Source organism: Mesorhizobium sp. B2-1-3A (genome assembly GCF_006442655.1).
Taxonomy (GTDB): domain Bacteria; phylum Pseudomonadota; class Alphaproteobacteria; order Rhizobiales; family Rhizobiaceae; genus Mesorhizobium.
In genome coordinates, this window is record NZ_VFWK01000008.1 from 221,780 (window position 1) to 243,034 (window position 21,255).

At 65.0% G+C, this 21,255-nt stretch carries 17 protein-coding genes; 7 read left to right on the forward strand and 10 right to left on the reverse strand.

Annotated features, from left to right (window positions below; all coding sequences use genetic code 11):
- Window positions 1-57 precede the first annotated feature (57 nt).
- A complete protein-coding gene (locus FJ977_RS30050; RefSeq protein WP_140775822.1) occupies window positions 58-2,469 on the forward strand; it encodes an FAD-dependent oxidoreductase in 2,412 nt (803 codons plus the stop codon).
- 12 nt (window positions 2,470-2,481) lie between these two features.
- Complete coding sequence (locus tag FJ977_RS30055) at window positions 2,482-4,035, forward strand: trimethylamine methyltransferase family protein (protein ID WP_140775823.1); 1,554 nt, start codon at window positions 2,482-2,484, stop codon at window positions 4,033-4,035.
- Window positions 4,036-4,060: 25 nt separating this feature from the next.
- On the opposite strand, the gene FJ977_RS30060 is transcribed toward FJ977_RS30055, so the two are convergent.
- The 4 genes from FJ977_RS30060 to FJ977_RS30075 all read right to left on the reverse strand — a co-directional run bounded on the left by FJ977_RS30060 (window position 4,061) and on the right by FJ977_RS30075 (window position 9,641).
- Complete coding sequence (locus FJ977_RS30060; protein WP_140775824.1) at window positions 4,061-5,395, reverse strand: nitrate/sulfonate/bicarbonate ABC transporter ATP-binding protein; 1,335 nt, start codon at window positions 5,393-5,395, stop codon at window positions 4,061-4,063.
- Between the two features lie 22 nt (window positions 5,396-5,417).
- Entirely contained in the window at window positions 5,418-7,175 is a 1,758-nt protein-coding gene (locus FJ977_RS30065; protein ID WP_140775825.1) for an ABC transporter permease subunit, read from the reverse strand.
- Window positions 7,176-7,938: 763 nt separating this feature from the next.
- Window positions 7,939-8,574 carry a response regulator transcription factor gene (locus FJ977_RS30070; protein ID WP_140775826.1) on the reverse strand — a complete coding sequence of 212 codons (636 nt, stop codon included), beginning with the start codon at window positions 8,572-8,574 and terminating at the stop codon, window positions 7,939-7,941.
- A complete protein-coding gene (locus FJ977_RS30075; RefSeq protein WP_140775827.1) occupies window positions 8,571-9,641 on the reverse strand; it encodes an ATP-binding protein in 1,071 nt (356 codons plus the stop codon). Before FJ977_RS30075 ends, FJ977_RS30070 begins: the two co-directional genes overlap by 4 nt.
- A gap of 178 nt (window positions 9,642-9,819) precedes the next feature.
- Between FJ977_RS30075 and FJ977_RS30080 the strand changes: the two genes are divergently transcribed.
- Complete coding sequence (locus FJ977_RS30080; RefSeq protein ID WP_140775828.1) at window positions 9,820-10,575, forward strand: DUF4239 domain-containing protein; 756 nt, start codon at window positions 9,820-9,822, stop codon at window positions 10,573-10,575.
- Window positions 10,576-10,629: 54 nt separating this feature from the next.
- Window positions 10,630-10,944, forward strand: a complete 315-nt coding sequence (locus FJ977_RS30085; protein ID WP_140775829.1) for a hypothetical protein — start codon at window positions 10,630-10,632, stop codon at window positions 10,942-10,944.
- A gap of 40 nt (window positions 10,945-10,984) precedes the next feature.
- On the opposite strand, the gene FJ977_RS36170 is transcribed toward FJ977_RS30085, so the two are convergent.
- On the reverse strand, window positions 10,985-13,651 hold the full coding sequence (locus tag FJ977_RS36170; RefSeq protein ID WP_210243884.1) for a UvrD-helicase domain-containing protein: 2,667 nt from the start codon (window positions 13,649-13,651) through the stop codon (window positions 10,985-10,987).
- Window positions 13,652-13,912: 261 nt separating this feature from the next.
- Between FJ977_RS36170 and FJ977_RS30100 the strand changes: the two genes are divergently transcribed.
- Complete coding sequence (locus FJ977_RS30100; RefSeq protein WP_140775830.1) at window positions 13,913-16,231, forward strand: glucose/quinate/shikimate family membrane-bound PQQ-dependent dehydrogenase; 2,319 nt, start codon at window positions 13,913-13,915, stop codon at window positions 16,229-16,231.
- Window positions 16,232-16,267: 36 nt separating this feature from the next.
- On the opposite strand, the gene FJ977_RS30105 is transcribed toward FJ977_RS30100, so the two are convergent.
- Together FJ977_RS30105 and FJ977_RS36000 are read right to left on the reverse strand one after the other, a co-directional pair.
- Window positions 16,268-16,705, reverse strand: a complete 438-nt coding sequence (locus tag FJ977_RS30105; protein WP_140775831.1) for a hypothetical protein — start codon at window positions 16,703-16,705, stop codon at window positions 16,268-16,270.
- Window positions 16,706-16,714: 9 nt separating this feature from the next.
- Window positions 16,715-16,870, reverse strand: coding sequence for a hypothetical protein (locus FJ977_RS36000; protein WP_181180114.1), 156 nt, complete (start codon window positions 16,868-16,870; stop codon window positions 16,715-16,717).
- Window positions 16,871-17,138: 268 nt separating this feature from the next.
- Here FJ977_RS36000 and FJ977_RS30110 point away from each other — a divergent pair, with 268 nt between their 5' ends.
- Window positions 17,139-18,032, forward strand: a complete 894-nt coding sequence (locus FJ977_RS30110) for a dienelactone hydrolase family protein (protein ID WP_140775832.1) — start codon at window positions 17,139-17,141, stop codon at window positions 18,030-18,032.
- 4 nt (window positions 18,033-18,036) lie between these two features.
- Here FJ977_RS30110 and FJ977_RS30115 read toward each other — a convergent pair whose 3' ends face one another.
- The 3 genes from FJ977_RS30115 to FJ977_RS30125 form a co-directional block, all read right to left on the reverse strand.
- Window positions 18,037-18,483, reverse strand: a complete 447-nt coding sequence (locus FJ977_RS30115) for a response regulator (RefSeq protein WP_140775833.1) — start codon at window positions 18,481-18,483, stop codon at window positions 18,037-18,039.
- On the reverse strand, window positions 18,480-19,628 hold the full coding sequence (locus FJ977_RS30120; protein ID WP_140775834.1) for a histidine kinase dimerization/phosphoacceptor domain -containing protein: 1,149 nt from the start codon (window positions 19,626-19,628) through the stop codon (window positions 18,480-18,482). Before FJ977_RS30120 ends, FJ977_RS30115 begins: the two co-directional genes overlap by 4 nt.
- Before the next feature lie 144 nt (window positions 19,629-19,772).
- Window positions 19,773-20,681, reverse strand: coding sequence for a DMT family transporter (locus FJ977_RS30125; RefSeq protein ID WP_140775835.1), 909 nt, complete (start codon window positions 20,679-20,681; stop codon window positions 19,773-19,775).
- Window positions 20,682-20,770: 89 nt separating this feature from the next.
- On the opposite strand from FJ977_RS30125, the gene FJ977_RS30130 reads away from it, so the two are divergent.
- A complete protein-coding gene (locus FJ977_RS30130) occupies window positions 20,771-21,250 on the forward strand; it encodes an Lrp/AsnC family transcriptional regulator (RefSeq protein WP_140775836.1) in 480 nt (159 codons plus the stop codon).
- The last annotated feature ends 5 nt before the right edge of the window (window positions 21,251-21,255 follow it).

Below are 21,255 nucleotides of genomic sequence, written 5' to 3' on the forward strand. Positions count from 1 at the left end.
GGACACTTATGTACAGCGCGTATATGGTGCCGCTTCTGACAGACCGGGAGGGAAGCCTTGAAGCCGCACTACCGCGCAGTCGTCATCGGGGGTGGAGTGGTCGGCGCCTCGGTGCTCTATCATCTGACGCGGTTCGGCTGGTCCGATGTGGCGCTGATCGAGCGGGCTGAATTGACGGCCGGTTCGACCTGGCATGCGGCGGCCGGATTTCACGCGCTCAATGCCGATCCCAACGTCGCGGCGCTGCAGGATTACACCATCAACCTCTATCGCGAGATCGAGTCCGAGTCCGGCCAGGACATCGGCCTGCACATGACCGGCGGCGTCAATATCGCCAGCGACCCCCAGCGCTGGGAGTGGCTGAAATCGGCCTGGGCGGTGTTCCAGTCGGTCGGCATCGAAAGCGCGCGGCTGGTGACCCCCGAAGAGATCAAGGCGATCTGCCCGATCGTCGATGTCACCGGCGTGCTCGGCGGCCTGCATGATTCCAACGAGGGCCATCTCGACCCCTACGGCACCACGCATGCCTATGCGGGTGCCGCGAAGAAGCGCGGGGCCGAGGTGATCCTGCGCAACCGTGTCGTCGAGTTGAAGTCTCGCGCGGACGGTCACTGGGACGTCGTCACCGAACAGGGCACGATCGTCGCCGAGCATGTCGTCAACGCTGGCGGGCTGTGGGCCAAGCAGCTCGGCCGCATGGCCGGCGTCGACCTGCCGGTGACGCCGATGGAGCACCATTATTTCGTCACCGAGGACATTCCGGAGATCGCGGCACTGGACCGGGAGATCGGCATCGCCGTCGACCTCGACGGCTTTTCCTACCTCAGGCAAGAGCGCAAGGGCGTGCTGCTCGGCGTCTACGAGCAGAACCCGAAGCATTGGAACATGGACGGCGCGCCCTGGGATTACGGGATCGAACTGATCCCGGAAGACATCGACCGCATCAGTCCCGAACTCGCCAAGGCGCATGAGCGCTTTCCCTGCCTGGCCAGCGCCGGCATCCGCAAATGGGTCAACGGCGCCTTCACCTTCACGCCGGACGGCAACCCGATCGTCGGACCGGTGCGCGGCCTGAAAAACTACTGGGTCGCCTGCGGCGTCATGGCCGGCTTCAGCCAGGGCGGGGGCGTCGGCAAATCGCTTGCCGAATGGATGATTTACGGCGAACCGCAGGCCGACATTTTCGGCATGGACATTGCCCGCTACGGCGCCTTCGCCGCCAATCGCGAATATCTCAAGCAAACGACGCGGCAGTTCTATTCGCGCCGTTTCGTCATGACCTTTCCCAATGAGCGTCTGCCAGCCGGCAGGCCCTTGAAACGCCCGGGCGCCTATGACGGCATGAGCGCCGCGGGTTGCGAATGGACGGCGTCGTGGGGGCTGGAAATCCCGGCCTATTTCGCGCCGATGGGTTTTCGCGAGAACACCACGCTCAAACGCTCCAATGCCTTCGACATCGTCGGCGACGAGGCGCTGCAGGTCCGGCGTGCCGCCGGCCTCGTCGATATCTCGGCCTATTCACGCTATGCGGTGTCCGGGCCGAGTGCCGAAGCATGGCTCGACCGGCTGCTGGCCTGCAAACTGCCGAAGACGGGACAGGCGCGGCTGGCGCCGATGCTCGGGCCGGACGGGCGGTTGAAGGGCGACCTCACCGTGATCAACTGGGGTGGCGGCGACTATTGGCTGATGGGTTCCTACTATCTCAGGGAATTCCACATGCGCTGGTTCGAGAGCCAGGCAGGAGAGGGCGTCGCGGTCACCGACATTTCCGACGCGACGGGCGGCTTCCTGCTGACCGGGCCGAATGCGCGGAAAATCCTGGAGCGTACAACACATCAGGACGTCTCCGCCGCCGCACTGCCGTTCATGGCTTGCGGCGCGTTCGACATCGGCATGGTGCGGGCGCGGGTTGCCCGCCTCTCTATCGCCGGCGAACTCGGCTTCGAGATCAGTTGCCCGGTAACCATGCATGCCACACTGCGCGACACGCTGCTCGCGGCAGGCGAGGATCTCGGTCTGGCCGAGATCGGCTACTACGCGCTCAACGCGCTCAGGCTGGAGAAGAGCTTCGGCATCTGGTCGCGCGAATTCACGCAGGGCTACACGCCGGGCCAGACCGGCCTCGACCGCTTCATCGCCTTCGACAAGGGCGATTTCGTCGGCCGCGAGGCGGCGCTGAAGGAACGCCAGTCAGGCACGTCGCAGCGGATCGTGACGCTGGAGATCGAGGCGCTCGATGCCGACGCCAGCGGCTTCGAGCCGGTCTGGCGCGACGACCGGCGCGTCGGCTTCGTTACTTCGGGCGGTTTTGGCTACACGATCGGCAAGAGCGTCGCGCTGGCGTTGGTGGACGACGATTTTGCCGAGGAGGGGACGGCGCTTTCGGTGCACATTGTTGGCGTCGAGCGGCCGGCACGGATCATCGCGGCCTCGCCCTACGATCCCTCGGGCAAGGCGATGCGGCAATGAGGAGGATTTTCGATGGTCGATGACGCGGCACGAGACAGCAGGCGCGAACGCCGGCGCGGACGCACCGGCGAGGCCGGCAGCGAGAGCAGCCGCCAACCCAACTACCGGTCGCTGAAGAACCCGTTCCTGCCGCAGCCGGTCTTTTCGGATGACCAGGTGGCTTCGATCCACGACACGGCGCTGCGCGTGCTGGAGGAGCTCGGCATCAAGGTGCTCTTGCCACAGGCACGGGAGCTTTTCGCCAGCGCCGGCGCGCTGGTCGACCCCGACACCGACATGGTGCGCATCGGCCGCGACATGGTGGCGGCGGCGCTCGCCTCGGCGCCGAAGTCGATCCAGGCGCGAGCCGGCGACCGTTCCCGCGACCTGACGCTGGAACTCGGGTCGATGACCTTCCTCGCCGGATGCGGCGCGCCGAACGTCACCGACCTCGAACGCGGCCGGAGGCCCGGCACGCTCGCCGATTTCGAGGATCTGCTGCGGCTGGTGCAGCATTTCGACGTGCTGCACATGCTCGGCCCCTGCATAGAGCCGCAGGATGTCGACAACCGCTTTCGCCACTATGCCGTCAACCGCGCGCAGCTGACGCTGTCCGACAAGTTTCCGTTCGTCTTCGCGCGCGGCACGCCGCAGGTCGAGGATGGCTTCGAGATGATCCGGCTGGCGCGTGGCCTGTCGCAGGACGAGTTCCTGGCGACCGCGCATTGCTACACGGTCATCAACACCAACTCGCCGCGCCAGCTCGACATTCCGATGGCGCAAGGCATCATCGATTTCGCAAGGGCCGGCCAAGTCTCCGTCATCACGCCGTTCTGCCTGGCTGGCGCGATGGCGCCGATCACGGTGGCCGGCGCGCTGGCGCTGCAGCATGCCGAGGCGCTAGCTGGCCTGACGCTGGCGCAGATCGTGCGGCCCGGCGCGCCGGTGGTCTATGGCTCCTTCTCCTCCAATGTCGACATGAAATCCGGTGCGCCGGCCTTCGGTACGCCGGAGCATGTCAAGGCGACGCTGGGCGCCGGCCAACTGGCGCGCTTCACCGGACTGCCCTGGCGTTCCGGCGGCGGCAGTGCCGCCAACATCTCGGACGCGCAGGCCGCGCACGAAACGCAGTTCGCGCTGTGGGGCTCGGTGTTGGCCGGCGCGACCATGTGCATCCACGCCGCCGGCTGGCTGGAAGGCGGCCTGAGCGTCTCCTTCGAGAAGATGATCACCGATATCGAGGCGCTGCAGACGGTGGCCGAACTCTGCGCCGCGACGCCCGGTGACGACGATGCGATCGGCTTCGAGGCGATCGCCGAAGTGCAGCCGGGCGGTCATTTCTTCTCGGCCGGCCACACCATGGCGCGCTACCGCACCGCCTTCTACGAACCGCTGGTGGCCGACTGGTCGAACTTCGGCAACTGGACGCAAAGCGGATCGAAGACGGCGAGCGAACGCGCCACCGGCATCTGGCGGCGCGCCGTTGCCGATTTCGAGCCGCCCGCCTCGGCCGCCGCCACATCAGGCGTACTCGACGAATTCATCGCGCGGCGCACCGAGGAGGGCGGCGCGGCACCGGTGTCGTGACCGGCATCCGCGGCGCCCAGATGGGCTATGTCGGGTTGTCGAGCGTGAACAGATCGCTCTCCTCGTCATAGGCAAAATACTCGGCGTAGCGGGCCCAGCTGATGACGGCGCGCACCGTCTGGTCGGCATAGCCCTCGGACATGTGGTCCTCCAGCTCGTCGCGGAAGCGGCGGGCCGGCGCCTTGTGGTTGGCGCGTTCGTCGAGCACGCGGCGGATGTGGCCGGCCAGCGGCACATAGGTCGCGAGCTGCTGCGCGAACAATTGCTTGCGCGCGTCGACCTCGCTTTCGGCGAAGCGTTTGCCGGCCAGGGTCAGCTGGATGTCGCCCTCGGCCAGTTCGGCAAAGCGCAGCAGCTGAAGCGTTTCGGCGATCGGGAACAGGTCATCGATCTCGAGCTGCAGGCTGGCGGCCAGCGGCGGCAGGTCGGCATGCCCGTTGTAGGGCGCCGCCGCGACGGCCTCGATCAGGCCGGCGAGCAGGTTGGTCGAGACGCGCGGCAGCACCATGGCGATGCCCGAACCCGGGAAGACGCCGTCGCGGGCAGGGCTGCCCGGCTCCTTCCTGGCGGTCATGCGGGCATAGATGTCCTCGACCAGCGCGCGGAAGGCCGGGTCCAGCCGGTTGCGTGGTTGCGGCAGATCGATCCTGAGCTCGGCGACGACGCGGCCCGGATTGGACGAGAAGATCAGCACGCGGTCGCACATCAGCACCGCCTCCTCGATGTTGTGGGTTACCATCAGGATCGACTCGATCGGCATGCGGCCTTCCGACCAGAGGTCGAGCAGGTCGGTGCGCAGCGTCTCGGCCGTGAGCACATCGAGCGCCGAGAACGGCTCGTCCATCAGCAGCACCTTGGGATGCACCACCAGGGCGCGGGCGAGCCCAACGCGCTGGCGCATGCCGCCCGACAGCTCCTTCGGATAGGCGTTTTCGAAACCATCGAGGCCGATCAAGTCGATGGCCGACAGCGCGCGCTTGCGGCGCACTGCCGGCGAGACGCCCTGTGCCTCGAGCCCGAGTTCGACATTCTGCAGTACGGTCAGCCAGGGAAACAACGCAAAACTCTGAAAGACCATGGCGATGCCGTCCGGCGTGCCTGAGACAGCCTTGCCCTCGAAGGTGATGGCGCCCTGGCTCGGCCGGATCAGGCCGGCGATCGAGCGCAGCAATGTGGACTTGCCGGAGCCGGAGCGGCCGAGCAGGCCGACGATCTCGCCGGAACCCAGCGTCAGCCCGACCTGGTCGAGGACGATGAGCTTGCCCGCGCTTCCCTTGTCATAGGTCTGGCAGACGCCATGGACTTCGACGAGCGGACGGTTCTTGGTGACGACAGCTTGGGTGATGACAGCTTGGTTCATGATCAGTCTCCTGAGGAATGGGTCAGTCGAGCCGCATGCGGCGTTCGGCGAAGACATAGAGGGGGCGCCAGAGGGTGCGGTTGAAGAGGGTGACGAAGAGCGACATCACGGCGATGCCGAGGATGACGCGCGGAAAATCGCCGGCTTCTGTCGCCTTCGCGATGTAGGAGCCGAGCCCGAAGGCTTCGAGCCTGGTATTGCCCCAACTTGCCAGTTCGGCGACGATCGAGGCGTTCCACGAACCCCCGGAGGCGGTCAGAGCGCCAGTGATGTAATAGGGAAAAATCCCCGGCAGCATGACGTTCTTCCACCACGACCAGGACCGTATCTTGAAGACCCTGGCGGCCTCCTTGAGGTCGGAAGGGAAGGCGCTGGCGCCGGCGATGACGTTGAACAGGATGTACCATTGCGTGCCCAGCACCATCAGCGGCGACAGCCAGATGCTGGGGCTGGCGCCGGTGGCGACGATGGCGATCACCGCGAACGGGAACAGCACGTTGGCGGGGAAGGCGGCTAGGAACTGCGCCAGCGGCTGCACGCGTTCGGCGACCGCGGGCCGCAAGCCGATCCAGACGCCGATCGGCACCCAGATCACGCTGGCCACCGCGATCAGCACGACCACGCGCAGCAAGGTGAGCAGGCCGCCGCTGAAGGCTTCGGCCACATCGTTCCAGCCAAGGGTCTGCCGCAGATACAGGACCGTCTCGACCACACCCCACAGGGCCACAAGCAGCACCAGTCCCAGCCAGGCGATGTCGAGCGCCCGCGAGAAGCGGCGCGACGTGGCGGTGGACGCTGCCGGCATGGACCGCTTGCCCAGGCGTAGCAGCATGGCGCGCTGCCAGAGCCATGCGATCGGCAGTCCTACGGTGTGCAGCAACCGGGCCCGGCGCAGTATGTCGTAGACCCAGGAGCGGGGCTTTTCCTGCCCGGCGGTCTGCTCGAAACGGAACTTGTCGGCCCAGGCGACGACAGGCCGGAACAGCAGCTGGTCATAGAGCAGGATGAGCACGCCCATCGCCAAAACTGCCCAGGCGACGGCGGTGAAATCCTGCTTATCGATGGCGAGCGCCAGCCAGGAGCCGATGCCGGGCAGTTGCACGGTGGTGTTGCCGACGGTGATGGCCTCGGAGGCGACGACGAAGAACCAGCCGCCGGACATCGACATCATCGTGTTCCAGACAAGACCTGGTGCGGCGAACGGCGCCTCGAGCCGCCAGAACCTCTGCCACGCAGAGAGCCCGAAACCGCGGCTGACCTCGTCGAGGTCGCTCGGCACCGTGCGCAGTGACTGGTAGAACGAGAACGCCATGTTCCAGGCCTGGCTGGTGAAGATGGCGAAGATCGCGGCGCATTCGGCGCCGAGCTGGCTGCCGGGAAACAGGCCCATGAAGAAGGTCACGGTGAAAGTCAGGAAACCCAGCACCGGCACCGACTGCAGGATGTCGAGCGCGGGAATGATCACCATTTCGGCGCGGCGGCTCTTGGCGGCCAGCGTCGCCACCGTGAAGGTGAAGACCAGCGAGACGATGATGGCCGCGAACATGCGCAGCGTGGTGCGCAGCGCATATTCCGGCAGGTTGGCGAGATCGAGCGTGACCGGCGAGGTGGTGAGCAGGGCGCTCGGCGCACGCATGCCGGCGGCGCCGTGCGCCAGAAGCACCAGCAGAGCCACCAGCATCGCAAAGGCGATGGTGTCGTAGATGTTGGGCGCGATGCGTCCGCGCGCCAGCGCGGCGGCTTCGCCAAGGGAATTGCGGTTGTGAGGCAGGAAGATCATGGCGGGCCTCCGGATGATGGGCAGATTGCAGTGTGATTTGGGAGAGGGTGATTGCGGGCGTGCGGAAGGGGGCGACCGGGTGGCGGTCGCGCCGGGCGCCAGGGCCCGGCCATCAGTGCGGAGGTCGGGGTTACGCTGAAGAGGGGCTCAGGCAGCGCGCCGTGGGAGGACCGTTCGACAACTGACGCCCTCTTCGGAGACGGACTGCCGTTCCCGGGTCCAGCGGCATTCCAGCCGGCCGCTTACCGAGCCGCGACGCCAGACGCAGACGAGCCGGGTCGGCGGCCTGGTGAAGCCGGCCTTGCCCGCCAGGCCGCGCGTTGTCACCGCGGATGGCCGGGGCGCTGAAGCTGGGCGCGTGGCGGAACGCGCGCGGAAGGGAATGACATTGGTGTTCATGGCTCACCTCTTGCGGTCCGGCGGGACGGCAAGGCGAGCCGCAGGCGGGTTATGCCCTGCCGAGGCCCGACCGGCGCCACATGCCGGAAACGATAGTTGTTGACGGGGCCAGTGTCCGGACCGTGCCTTGGGCTTGATCCGGACAGCGACTGGGATAGCTGTCCATAACCTGTTCGATCTCGAGTTGATGCCTCGGTCAGCCGAGGCCACGCCGCCTTACGCCCGTGGCTTGCAGCGTGTCAACGCGGGCGCCGGAATCTTAAGTATATGGCTTGATACCAAGGCATAAGGAGGCAGATCCCGTGGCAAGGGATGCGCTAACAATACATTGAAAAATAACGGTTTATCTGTCGGCCTGAGGGGGTCAGATTCCGAGCTTGGCGGCCATTTTGATGAGCTCGGCCAGCGAGCCGGCCTGCATCTTGCGCATGGCGCGGGCGCGGCGGACCTTGACGGTGATCTCGCTGACGCCGAGGTCGCCGGCGACCTGCTTGTTGAGCCGCCCCTGGACCACCAGCGCCACGACGCCGCGCTCGCCTTCGCTCAGCGTCGCCAGGCGTTCGCGCAAGATATCAATCTCGGCTTTCTGCGCCCGCCGCGACCGGTCCTTGTCCAGGGCGGCGGCGATGGCATCGAGCAGGTCCTGTTCGCGGAACGGTTTCGGCAGGAAATCGACGGCGCCGGTCTTCATCGCCTGCACCGACATGGCGATATCGCCATGGCCGGTCATGATGATCACGGGCAGCGGCGCATCGGAACGGGCGAGCTCTTTCTGGAAGTCCATGCCGCTTTTGCCGGGCAGGCGCACGTCCAGCACAAGGCAGGAGGGGATGTCCGGCAGTGGCGCCCCCAGGAATTCGGCGACCGAACCGAAGCAGCTGATATCCAGCCCGACCGAGCGCAGCAGGCTGTCGAGCGCCTCGCGCATGGCGGGATCGTCGTCGATGACGAAAACGATCTGTTCCGGTTTGCTCGTTTCCGATCCGCTGGCTTGCTTCATTGGTTCGACCCGCGCGATCCTGTCCGGTCTGCCGGCAGCGAAAGGAAGAATGCGGCACCGCGCGGCATTGTCGGCTGTACCCAGATGCGTCCGCCATGGCTTTCGACGATCGAGCGGCTGATGGCAAGCCCCATGCCCAGGCCCTCGGGCTTGGTGGTGTAGAAGGCGTCGAAGACATGGTCGAGCTGGACGCCGCTCAGGCCACGGCCGGAATCGCGGACTTCAATCACGATCTCGCCGGGCTTGCCGGCACTGGTCACGATTGTCACGTCGCGCTCTTGCTCGCCGCTCACCGCCTCGATCGCGTTGAGGATGAGGTTGAGGATGACCTGCTGGATCTGTACCGGGTCGGCCTCGGCTCGAGGCAGCTTGCCGGCGAGTTCTGTGCGCAAGGAGACATGGCTTCTGCCGGCCTCGTTCTCCACCAGGGTCAGCGTCTCCGATATCAGCTGATTGACATCCAGCCAGACGGCCTTGCCGGCCGCCTTTCGGGTCAGGCCGCGCAGGCGCTTGATCAGCTCGCTGGCGCGTTCGGCATCCCTGACGATGCGCTCGGCCGCCTTGCCGGCCTCATCTGGATTGCCGGCCGCCAGCCAGCGCCGGGCGGCGTTGCCGTTCAACACGATCGCCGCCAGCGGCTGGTTGAGCTCATGGGCGATCGAGGCCGTCAGCTCGCCCAGCATCGTCACCCGCGTGATGTGGGCGAGCTGTGCCTGCGCCTCGCGGGCGGACGCCTCGGCGGCGGCGGTGCGCAGCGCCAGATAGGCGGTGACGGCGATCGCCACCAGACTGATGGCGCAGTTGATCACGCCTGCCGGCACCGAACCTGCCCGCGTGAGGAAGAAACTCAGCACGGTCAGCGCCATGCAGGCCGCCGCGACCATCGCCACGCCGCGCTGGTCGAGATAGCGGACCGCGATCAGGACAATGGCGACATAGAAGACCGCGACGGCGATCTCCAGATTGGTGATCGTATCGGCGAGGAAGATCGCCGCCGCCAGCAGCACAAGCAGGGCCGGCAGCAGCGGCCGGCGCCAGAGGAGCGGCAAGGATGATCTTCCAGACATGCCGACCTCCTTGCTGATCAAATTGCCCTGTTTGCGGACAAGAGGACACTACCGTGCCACCTTTTGGCCCGGCAAGGCGCTGCCATATCGCATTGAAACGACGAATACGCTCGACTTTCGCCTTCGATGGGTCGCCCTGGCATTGGCAATTGGTGCGTCCCGTGCAGAAATGCGGTTCATGCGCGAAGCCTTGATCGCATTGGTGATTTTCCTGTGCCTGGCGGCGTCGGCGTTCGCCAGCATGACGATCTGGCCGAGATTGCCGGCCAGGCATCGTGATGACGACACGAACACTGTGGTTCGGCTCGCCGCCAATCTGTTCGGGGTGATGACCTCGCTGATACTCGGCCTGATGATCAACTCGGCCAAGAACACCTTCGAATCGATCGATCACAACGTGCACGCCTATGCGACGGAGCTGATCCTGCTCGACAGGACCTTGCGCCAGTATGGCCCGGAGACCGACGCGGTGCGCCAACCATTGGTCGCCTATGTGCAGCGGTTGGTGGACACCTCGTCACAAAACAGCGAAACGACCATCGCCGCCAATCAGCTTTCCGAACGCCTGCTGACGGAGATTGGCGTGCGGCTGAATGGCCTGACCCCTCCCGACGCTGTACATAGCTCCCTTCTGCAGGATGGACGCCAGCGCCTGCAGAAGGTGCTGGAACTGCGTTGGGTCCTGGTCGAGCAGTCGGAGGGCACGATTCCCTGGCCGCTGATCGCCATGCTGGTCACCTGGCTGGCGCTGATCTTCGCCAGTTTCGGGTTCAGGGCACCGAAGAATTCGATCACCGCCGGAACCCTCATGGTGTCGGCCGCGCTGATCGCCGGGGCGATCTACCTGATCCTGGACATGGACGTGGCGTTCTCCGGACCCATCCAGATTTCGGCGGCGCCGCTGGAAAGGGCATTGGCGGAATTGCAGCGATGAGGCGGAACCGGCCGCATTCCCAGGCATTCATGGGAATGAACCACGGAGGACGACATGGGTTTCGACCAGTATCACGAACCGCCTGAAGAACTGTCGCAGAAGGTGCGGACCTTTGCCCGCATGATCACCTCGCTGATCGAAGAGGCGGAAGCGATCGGCTGGTACGAACAGCGCATTTCGGTGGAGAAGGACCCGCAGGCCAAGGCGATCATGAAGAACGCACAGGCCGAGGAGTTCAAGCATTTCGGCATGGATTTGGAATTCCTGCTGCGCCAGAAGAAGGATTGGCGGGCGGAACTGAAGGAAATCCTGTTCACGACGGGCGACATCGTCAAGGCCGGCGAGCGGGGCGAGAAGAAGGTGGATTGATTGCCTTCGCCGACTTTGCGGGAAGCCCGCAGGGTTCGGTTCACACCGCCGCGACGAAGCCGTCCAGCACGCGTTTCTGCCCTGCCTTGTCGAAGTCGATGGTCAGCTTGTTGCCTTCGATGGCCGAGATGTTGCCGTTGCCGAATTTCTGGTGGAAGACGCGGTCGCCGACGCTGAAGGCAGACGGCGTGTCGGAGACGGATTTGGCCACCAGTTCGCCGTCGATGGTGCGGCCCTTGACCGAGGTGCGGCCCGCGCCGTAGCCGCTGTCGGTCTCGCCATAGCCGATGCGCTCGACCTGGTGGCCGGAGCGCGAGCCCCAGTTGCGGTCGGTCGCTTCGGTGCGGTTGGCCTGCGCGCGCTGCCAGCCGGGCGTCGAATAGGTGTTGGAGAAGGCGCCGGATTTCTCCGCGCCGCCATTGCTGGCGCCAACATTGTCGAAGCGCGACGCGCCATAGGGGTTCTGGCGGCCGCCACGACCGGAGGCGAATGAGCCGCCGCCGTAGGAATTGCCATAGCCGCCATAGCTGTTGCCGCTTTCCGCGACCTCGACATGGGCCTCCGGCAACTCCTCGAGGAAGCGCGACGGGATGGTCGATTGCCAGAGCCCGTGGATGAGGCGGTTGGAGACGAACCAGATATGCAGGTTCTTCTTGGCGCGCGTCAGGCCGACATAGGCCAGCCGGCGCTCTTCCTCCAGCCCGGAGCGGCCGCCTTCATCGAGCGCGCGCTGGTGGGGGAAGAGGCCTTCCTCCCAGCCGGGGAGAAAAACCGTCTCGAATTCGAGGCCCTTGGCCGAATGCAGCGTCATGATGGAGACGGCGTCCTGCCCGGCATTCTGCTCGGCATCCATGACCAGCGCCACATGTTCGAGGAACGAGCGGAGCGACTCGTATTCCTCCATGGACCGGATCAGTTCCTTCAGGTTCTCCAGCCGACCCGGCGCCTCGGCCGAGCGGTCGTTCTTCCACATGTCGGTATAGCCGCTCTCCTCGAGAATGGTCTCGGCGAGCTCGGTGTGCGGCTTGGTTTCCAGTGCCTTCTGCCAGCGCTCGAAATTGGCCGCGACCTCGCGCAGCGCCGCGCGCGGCTTCGGCTTCAGCTCGTCGCTTTCAGCAAGATTGCCGGCAGCCTCCAGCATCGGGATGCGCAGGGCGCGGGCAGTGTCGTGGATCTGGCGGATGGTGGCTTCGCCCAGCCCGCGCTTCGGCACATTGACGATGCGCTCGAAGGCGAGGTCGTCGCCGCTGTTGGCAACGACTCGGAAGAAGGCCAGCGCGTCGCGAATTTCCATGCGCTCGTAGAAGCGTGGGCCGCCGATGACGCGGTAGTTCAGGCCGAGCGTGATGAAGCGGTCCTCGAAGGCGCGCATCTGGAAGGACGCGCGCACCAGGATCGCCATGTCGTTCAGATTATGCTTCTGGCGCTGATACGCCTCGATGGTCTCGCCGATGGCGCGGGCTTCCTCCTCGGAATCCCAGGCGGCGTGGACATTGACCTTGCCATCTTCGGGGTCGTTGCGGTCAGTGAACAGCGTCTTGCCGAAACGGCCCTCATTGTGGGCGATGAGGTGGGAGGCAGCACCCAGGATGTGCGCGGTCGAGCGGTAGTTGCGCTCCAGCCTTATGATGGTGGCGCCCGGGAAATCCTTATCGAAGCGCAGGATGTTGTCGACCTCGGCGCCGCGCCAGCCATAGATCGACTGGTCGTCGTCGCCGACGCAGCAGATGTTGACTTTGTTGTCGCTCACGGCCGCACGCGAGCTTCGCTCGCTGGCCTCCGCGGGGGCGGCCTGGCCGGCCGACGCCCGGTCGGGCTTGCGGCCTTCGGCCGATCGCATATCCGTCGACGTTGACGCACGCCCGGCTTCCGGCCGCTGCGCCAAAAGCCGCAGCCACATGTACTGGGCTGTGTTGGTGTCCTGGTATTCGTCGACGAGGATGTATTTGAAGCGCCGGTGATAGTCTTTCAGCACGTCGGGATTGGCGCGGAAGATGCGGATCGGGTGGCAGAGCAGGTCACCGAAGTCGCAGGCGTTCAGCGTCTGCAGGCGCTCCTGATAGGCCTTGTAGAGCTCGCGGCCCTTGCCGTTGGCGAAGCTGCGCGCATCGCCCTCGGCGATATCGGCCGGGCCTTGCCCCTTGTTCTTCCAACCATCGATCATCTGCGCGAACTGCTTGGCCGGCCAGCGCTTGTCGTCGAGGCCCTCGGCCTGGATCAACTGCTTGATCAGCCTGACGACATCGTCGGTGTCGAGAATGGTGAAATCGGAGCGCAGCCCGGCAAGCTCGGCATGACGGCGCAACAGCTTGACGCCGATCGAGTGGAAGGTGCCGAGCCACGGCATGCCTTCGACATTGCTTTCGCCGATCAGGATGCCGATGCGCTGCTTCATCTCGCGCGCGGCCTTGTTGGTGAAGGTCACGGCGAGGATCTGGGAGGGGAAAGCCCTGCCGGTGGCGAGGATGTGGGCGATGCGGGTGGTCAGCACCCGCGTCTTGCCGGTGCCGGCGCCGGCCAGCACCAGAACAGGACCCTCGGTGGTCTCCACCGCCAGCCTTTGTTCCGGATTCAGCCCCCGGAGATAGTCCGGCGCATTGTTGTGGCCGCCGCGGGCAGCCATGGCGCGCGCGGCAATGCCCGACGGGGCCGTGGGCCGCGCATTGGGTTCGTCGAAAAAGGGCATGTCTTCGGAAAAGCCGGACATCTTCCCCCGAATGTAGTGATTCGGGAGGGAAAGACCAGAACTGTCTACGTTTTGTTCCCGGTAAAGTGGCCTATCCGGCCACCTTGGCTCGCATGACGCTCAGCCCGCCGCGCATTTGCAGCCGGACCGAGAGCTGCCCGTCGGCTCGTGGCCCAAGCTTGACAGGCGAGGCGGGCGGGAGAAAGTTGTGTACCGGGCAGGAACGCAATGCCGGGTTGCCCATGGCCGCGCGAGGCGCGCAACAGTCGAAGGAGTATCATCTTGGCTGTCACCATCACCTCCCTCGTTCTCTTCCTCCTCGGTCTGGCGCTTGGCGCTGGCGGCATCTGGTTGGCCTCGCTGGGCGGCAGCTGGTACTACATCATCGTTGGCTTGGCCTTCCTGGTCGCGGCCTGGCTGCTCTACCGGCGCCGTTCCACGGCGCTGTGGCTCTACGCGGCGATCGTGCTCGGCACGCTGGCATGGGCGGTCTGGGAAACCGGCTTCGACTGGTGGGAACTCGGCCCGCGCGGCGGCATCATCGTGCTGGTGGCGCTATGGCTGCTGACGCCGTGGGCGCGGCGAGGCCTTGTCGGTCCTGACGGGCGCGCGCCGCTGATCCTGGCGGTGCTGGCCTCGCTGGCAGTGGCCGGCTATTCGATGACCACGGACCCGAAGGACATCGCCGGCGCGCTCGACACCGACAAGGTGACCCCCAACGCCAATCTGGGCAATGACGTGCCGGCCGGCGAATGGCACTTCTATGGCCGCACGCAATTCGGCCAGCGCTATTCGCCGCTCGACCAGATCACACCGGATAATGTCGCCAATCTGCAGCCGGCCTGGACCTATCGCACCGGCGACGTGAAGGGGCCGGACGATATCGGCGAGACCACCTACCAGGTGACGCCGCTCAAGATCGGCGACACGCTCTACATCTGCACGCCGCACAATTTCGCCATCGCGGTCGACGCCGCGACCGGCAAGGAAAAATGGCGCTACGATCCCAAGATCAAGCTCGACAAGGACCGCCAGCACCAGACCTGCCGCGGCGTATCCTATTATGCCGATGCCGGCGGCGCGGCCGGCCAGCCCTGCGCGACCCGCGTTTACCTGCCGACCTCGGATGCCCGGCTGATCGCGCTCGACGCCGCCAACGGGCAGGTCTGTCCCGCCTTCGCCGAGGCCGGCACGCTCAACCTCCTGACCAACATGCCGTACCCGAAATCGGGCTATTACTATTCGACCTCGGCGCCGCTGATTGCCGGCGGCAAGATCATCGTCGGCGGCGCGGTCAACGACAATTATTCGACGCAGGAGCCGTCGGGCGTTATCCGCGCCTATGATGCGAGCACCGGCAAGCTGATTTGGAACTGGGATTCCGGCAATCCGGACCAGACGACGCCGCTGCCGGCCGGCCAGACTTACACCGCCAACTCGCCCAACATGTGGTCGACGCCCAGCGCCGACGAGAAACTTGGCCTGCTTTACGTGCCGCTCGGCAACCAGACGCCGGACCAGCTCGGCGCCGGACGCAGCGCCAATGTCGAGAAGTTCTCCTCCTCGATTACCGCGCTCGATCTCAATACCGGGCAATTGAAATGGGTGCGGCAGACCGTGCACCACGATTTGTGGGACATGGACGTGCCGGCGCAGCCGAGCCTGATCGATATCACCAAGGCCGACGGCACGATCGTGCCCGCATTGGTCGGGCCGACCAAGCAAGGCGACCTCTATGTGCTCGACCGGCGCACCGGCGAGCCGGTGATCGCGGTCAAGGAAGTACCGGCGCCCGGCGGCGCCATCGAGGGCGACCATGCGTCGCCGACGCAGCCTTCGTCCGATCTCTCCTTCAACCCGAAGCCGCTGACCGAAGCCGACATGTGGGGCATCAGCATGTTCGACCAGCTGGCTTGCCGCATCGCCTTCCACAAACTGCGCTATGAAGGCCGCTACACGCCGCCCTCGCTGCAGGGATCGCTGATCTATCCCGGCAATTTCGGCACCTTCAACTGGGGTGGCGTGGCGGTCGATCCGGTGCGGCAGGTGATGTTCGGCATGCCGACCTATCTCGCCTTCACATCCAGGCTTGTTCCGCGCGCCGACGTGCCGGCGCCGGGCGTCGACACCAAGGGCAGCGAGCAGGGGCTCAACCGCAATGAAGGCGCGCCCTATGCGGTGGTGATGGGGCCGTTCCTGTCACCGCTCGGCGTTCCCTGCCAGGCGCCACCGTGGGGGTATGTCGCCGGGGTCGATCTCAGGACCGGCACGATCAACTACAAGCACCGCAACGGCACGGTCTACGACATGACGCCACTGCCGCTGCCGCTGAAGGTCGGTGTGCCCGGCATTGGCGGGCCGATGATCACCGCCGGTGGCGTCGCCTTCCTGGGTGCCGCGGTCGACGATTATCTGCGCGCCTACGACCTGACGTCGGGCAAGCAGCTCTGGCGGGCGCGGCTGCCAGCCGGCGGTCAGTCGACGCCGATGACCTATACGGTCGCCGACGGACGCCAGTTCGTGGTCATCGTCGCCGGTGGCCACGGCTCGGTCGGCACCAAGCCGGGGGATTATGTGATGGCTTACGCGCTGCCCAAGTAGACGGGTTGCCTGGAGGCAAGCTCGGCGAATTGACGATCAGCCGAGCCCGAGATGGCTCTTCAGGCTGGGCACCGAGCCCAGCACCTGGTTGGTCAGATCGGGGCCGGCCGCGGCTTCGGCCTGCTGGACCAGTGTGGCGCCAGCCTTCTGGATCTGCGCCAGATCGAGGCCGGATGCCTTGAGGGCGGCGAGGCCGTTGACCAGCGCGCCCGCCTTCTCGCCGAGAACGCCGCCAAGCGCGCCTTGCAGCGACGACAGGAAGCCGCCACCGCCGCCGGCAGGGGCGGCGGCCACGACGTCATATTTCTGCGCCAGTGCATCGGCGCCCGGGATCTTGGCGAAGAAGGCTGAGGCGATGGTGCCTTCCGCCTCATGCTCGAGCACCGAGAAGATAGTGCCGACGACCTTTTCCGTCGTTGCCTGGTCAAGGCCGGCCTTCTGCGAAACGGTGTTCACGATATCCTGTACGTCCATGACTTCACCTCAACCTTGGGTTTTCGTGTTTGCCGGATGGCGCTGGCGGCCGCGGATCTTGACCATGGACTTCCGGCTCGCCGCTACAACGGCCGCGCGCATCGCCAGGATGGTGGCTGCGGCAACGATAAAGGCGGTTGCCAGGATCGGCGAGGGCATGGTCATCGGCGGCGTCCTTTCAGATCGGTCCATTCGGGACCGTGGCCGCGCCATGGGGCGGCCGTATGATCAGTTTCCCCTACTATTGTGGCAGCGCCATCAAGATTTGCCGTCGATGACCAAATTGTGATGAAGCCAAATCGGGATGATGGCGCCGCTGCTCGCCGGGAGAGACGGGATGTCACCGGCGCCGTGACTGGACGATGCAAGGCCCACCCCTATCTTGCGGACGGCAGGACATCGCATCGAGACAGCGAGATCGAGGAGTGCGCCGATGACCAAATCCACCGCCACCGACAAACCCGCCATCACCCAGGCGATGATCGATGCCTATGACGAATACACGCATCTGACGCTCGACCGCCGCCGCTTCATGGAACAGCTGACCAGGCTTGCCGGATCGGGTGCCGCGGCGGCCGCGATCGTGCCTATGCTGGCGGCGAATTCCGCCCAGGCGGCAATCGTTGCCGACAACGATCCGCGGGTGAAAGGCGAGGAGATCACCTATCCGGGCAGCGGCGACGAGATGAAGGGCTATCTGGTCAAACCGGCGAACCAGGCCGGCAAACTCGGCACCGTCATCGTCATCCATGAAAACAGGGGGCTCAACCCGCATATACGCGATGTCGCCCGGCGCGTGGCGCTGGAGGGGTTCGTGGCGCTGGCGCCGGATTTCCTGTCACCGCTCGGCGGCACGCCCGCCGATGAGGACAAGGCGCGTGACATGTTCACGAAGCTCGACCCGGCGCAGACCGCTGCCAACGGCGTGGCGACCGTCGCTTTCCTGAAGGCCGACAAGGACGGCAATGGCAAGGTCGGCGTCATCGGCTTCTGCTGGGGCGGCGGCACGGCCAACATGCTGGCCGTCAATGCGCCGGATCTCGCGGCGAGCGTCGCCTATTACGGCATGCAGCCGAAGGCCGCCGATGTGTCGAGGATCAAGGCCGCGCTGCTGCTGCACTATGCCGGCCTCGACGACCGCACCAATGCCGGCATCGATGCCTTCAAGAAGGAACTCGATGCCGCGCATGTCGAATACACGGTCTATGTCTATGAAGGCGCCAACCATGCCTTCAACAACGACACCTCGGCGGCGCGTTACGACAAGAAGGCGGCCGATCTCGCCTGGGGCAGGACGATCGCCTTCCTGAAGCAGAAACTGGCGTAGGACGTCAGACCGCTGGCGTCCAGACCGCCGCGAAGGCCGGCGACAAGGTGAAGCCGGCTGGACGTGTCGAAACCGGAGGCGGGCGGCGCACGCCCTCCTGCAGGTACCGCAACGCCGATGTCAGGCCGTTCATCGTATAGGGCTTGGCGATGACGCCGATCGCACCGGCGAAATGGTCGGGGATGCGCTTCGGATTGGCGGTCATGAACACCACCATCGAACGTTTCTTCTCGCCGATATAGTGGGCCACGTCGACACCGGTCGGGCCGTCGGTGAGGTGGATGTCGACAAAGGCGATGTCGGCATCCGTGGACTCGACCATGCTTTTTGCTTCCGCCGAGGACGTCGCCCAGCCGACGACGCTATGGCCGGCTTCCTCGACAAGGCTTTCCAGCTCCATCGCCAACAGCGCTTCATCCTCGACGATCAGGACCTTGAGTGGTTCAGTCATGAGAGAGTCCTTTTTTGCTGCGGTTCGTTTGGCATCGAGATCACGACCGTGGTGCCGGGGCCGGCGTCACGCCATTCAATATCGGCGTGCAACTGGCGGGCGAGCGATTTGATCAGCCGCATGCCGAAAGAGGCATCGCCATTGGCTTCGGCCATGCCGACGCCATCGTCCGAGACCTCGATGTTGAAGTGTCCGTCGGGCTGGCTCATCTTGACGCCTATGCGCCCCGCTGTGGTCCCGTCCGGTCCTTCCTTGAAAGCGTGCTTCAAGGCATTGGTGACGAGTTCATTGACCATCAGCGCGACAGGCGTCGCCTTCTCGGCTGAAATGACGATGGGTTCGAGCTCAAGGTTCGACTTGATCCCGGATCGCCCCGACGCCGTCAGCAGATCCGTCACCAGGTCCTTGGCGAAATCCGAGACGTCGAACCGGCTGACATCCTTCGACTGGTAGAGCCGGCGATGCACGGTGCTGAGCGCCTCGATACGCTCCAGCATGGTGGTCAGCGAATGCCTGGTCGCCTCGTCCTGTATGGTCCGCCGCTGCATGATGATGAGCGATGAGATCATCTGCAGATTGTTTTTCACCCGATGATCCACCTCGTGCAGCAAGGTGGTCTGCGCCTCAAGGGCTGCTTCCAGTTCGGCGGTGCGTTCCTTCACCGCTTTCTCGAAGCGGTCCTTGTCGGCGGTGATGCGATGTTCCGAGCGTTTGCGGTCCGAGACGTCGAGTTGCGAGGCGAAGAAGAACTGCACCTCGCCCTTGTCGTTGGAGACAGGGCTGATGTAGAGCGCATTCCAGAAGGTCGAACCGTCCTTGCGATAGTTCAGGATGTCGACGCTGACATCTGCGTTGTCCTCGACCGCCGCACGGATCTGCCCGACAGCGGCCTTGTCGGTTTTCGGCCCCTGCAGGAAGCGGCAGTTCTTGCCCATCACCTCATTACGCTCATAGCCGGTCAGCCGCAGGAAAGCGTCATTGGCAAAGACAATCGGGTTATCAGGTCGCCGAGGATCGGTGATGATCATCGACATGCGTGTGGCGCGAATGGCCGCCGCGAACGGGTCGCCCTTGCCGTGCTCGACATGAAGGTCATCCGTCATGTGCCAAGCGTCGGCAGGCTCCCTGGTCCGTTTCCAGTCCATGGTGTCACTCCAAGCCGTTTTCGTAGGGGACAACGGCTCAAAGGCGAGATTGGTTCAATCTTGAGCGTCTTGTCGCAGTCAGGCGAGATCGGGAACCGACTCGGGAGTTTTACAAGCAAATGAAGATAAAGACTTTCCTGGCGGCTAGCTGCTGGATGCAGGCTTGTGGAAGGCGACACCGGCAACCACCAGTGCGATGCCGAGGCAATCGATGAGGCTCGGAATCTGGCGCAGCACGATGACGCCGATCAGCGTTGCCGTGACCGGCAGCAGCGACAGCATCAGCGCGAAACTCGCGCGCGGCAACCGCGACATGGCAAGCTGGTCGCAGATATAGGGAATGACCGAAGAGCAGATGCCGACGCCGATGGCGGCGACCAGCAGCGGCGCCGAGAAAAAGGCGGGCAGGGCATCCGCGAAGCCGATCGGCAGCACGACGATGAAGGCGACCGCCATGGCGGCACCGAGGCCCGCAATGCCGTCGCCCGCACTGGTTCGGGCGACGCGGTGGCCGAGCACGATGTAGCCGACAAACAGCGCGCCGTTGAGGAAAGCCCAGAATAGCCCGACGGGATCATCGGACCATCTGACGTCGATGAGCAGCAAGGTGCCGGTGACGGCGACGGCGAGGGCAGCCAGGTTGCGGGCGCTCCTGAGGCCAACGAGCGCGACGCCGATGGTGCCGACGAATTCGATCGCCGCCACCAGCGAGATCGGCAAGCGGTCTAGCGCCAGGTAGAACGAGCAATTCATCACCGCCAGGCAGGCACCGAAAGCCAGCAGCAACAGTCGCGTTGCGGGATCGGCGCGAGCGAAGCTTCGCCACGGGCGCGTCAGCGGCGCGAAGATCAGCGCCGCGGTGGCGATACGCAGCCATGCCATGCCGAGCACGCCGACATGCGGGAACAGCAGCACCGCGAAGGCCGGGCCGAGATAGTGGAAGATTGCGCTGACACCGAACCAGACATGTGGCGGCAACCTTGCCGCCAGAGTGTCGAGCACCGGGCCGTTGAGGGCAGGGCCGGCAGCCGGCGCTTGCGTCTGATCGTTCATCGGATCAGTATCGCAGGCAATTTTTCTACTTTATATGGCGAATAACCGACTGCTCCGGCAATTTCATTCCTGGAAGAAAGGATTTTTCGTTGAAACGCCTTGGAACTGAAAATGCCGACCTCGACGCGGCGGATATGAAAATCCTGCGCCTGCTGGAAAAGGATGCGCGCATCAGCACGGCGGAGCTTGCGCGCTCGGTAGGCCTGTCGGCGCCGAGTGTCGCCGAGCGCATCAAGCGGCTGCACGAGAATGGCGTCATCGAAGCCTATTGCGTCCGGATCAATCCGGCCGCGCTTGGCCTGACGTTGTCAGCGTGGCTGCGCATCCGGCCGGTGCCGGGACAATTGTCGGTCGTCGCCGATATCATTCGCGAGCTGCCGGAGATCGCGCAATGCGACCGGGTGACCGGCGAGGACTGCCTCATCGCGCTCGCCCATGTCGGCTCGGTGGCCGAGCTCGAACGGGTAATCGACCGCATCATCCCCTATGCGATGACGAATACGGCCATCATCCAGTCATCGCCGGTAGCGGCGCGCTCGCCGCTGGCGGCGGCGAAGCGATCGCCGTGAAATGG

Excerpts from the sequence above, each read along its gene's own strand:
- FJ977_RS30085 (WP_140775829.1), top strand. The coding sequence starts at position 10,630 with ATGGGTTTCGACCAGTATCACGAACCGCCTGAAGAACTGTCGCAGAAG.
- FJ977_RS30075 (WP_140775827.1), bottom strand. The coding sequence starts at position 9,641 with ATGTCTGGAAGATCATCCTTGCCGCTCCTCTGGCGCCGGCCGCTGCTG.
- FJ977_RS30070 (WP_140775826.1), bottom strand. The coding sequence starts at position 8,574 with ATGAAGCAAGCCAGCGGATCGGAAACGAGCAAACCGGAACAGATCGTT.
- FJ977_RS36170 (WP_210243884.1), bottom strand. The coding sequence starts at position 13,651 with ATGTCCGGCTTTTCCGAAGACATGCCCTTTTTCGACGAACCCAATGCG.
- FJ977_RS30115 (WP_140775833.1), bottom strand. The coding sequence starts at position 18,483 with ATGACTGAACCACTCAAGGTCCTGATCGTCGAGGATGAAGCGCTGTTG.
- FJ977_RS30105 (WP_140775831.1), bottom strand. The coding sequence starts at position 16,705 with ATGGACGTACAGGATATCGTGAACACCGTTTCGCAGAAGGCCGGCCTT.
- FJ977_RS30125 (WP_140775835.1), bottom strand. The coding sequence starts at position 20,681 with ATGAACGATCAGACGCAAGCGCCGGCTGCCGGCCCTGCCCTCAACGGC.
- FJ977_RS36000 (WP_181180114.1), bottom strand. The coding sequence starts at position 16,870 with ATGACCATGCCCTCGCCGATCCTGGCAACCGCCTTTATCGTTGCCGCA.
- FJ977_RS30065 (WP_140775825.1), bottom strand. The coding sequence starts at position 7,175 with ATGATCTTCCTGCCTCACAACCGCAATTCCCTTGGCGAAGCCGCCGCG.
- FJ977_RS30110 (WP_140775832.1), top strand. The coding sequence starts at position 17,139 with ATGACCAAATCCACCGCCACCGACAAACCCGCCATCACCCAGGCGATG.
- FJ977_RS30120 (WP_140775834.1), bottom strand. The coding sequence starts at position 19,628 with ATGGACTGGAAACGGACCAGGGAGCCTGCCGACGCTTGGCACATGACG.
- FJ977_RS30055 (WP_140775823.1), top strand. The coding sequence starts at position 2,482 with ATGGTCGATGACGCGGCACGAGACAGCAGGCGCGAACGCCGGCGCGGA.
- FJ977_RS30060 (WP_140775824.1), bottom strand. The coding sequence starts at position 5,395 with ATGAACCAAGCTGTCATCACCCAAGCTGTCGTCACCAAGAACCGTCCG.
- FJ977_RS30080 (WP_140775828.1), top strand. The coding sequence starts at position 9,820 with ATGCGCGAAGCCTTGATCGCATTGGTGATTTTCCTGTGCCTGGCGGCG.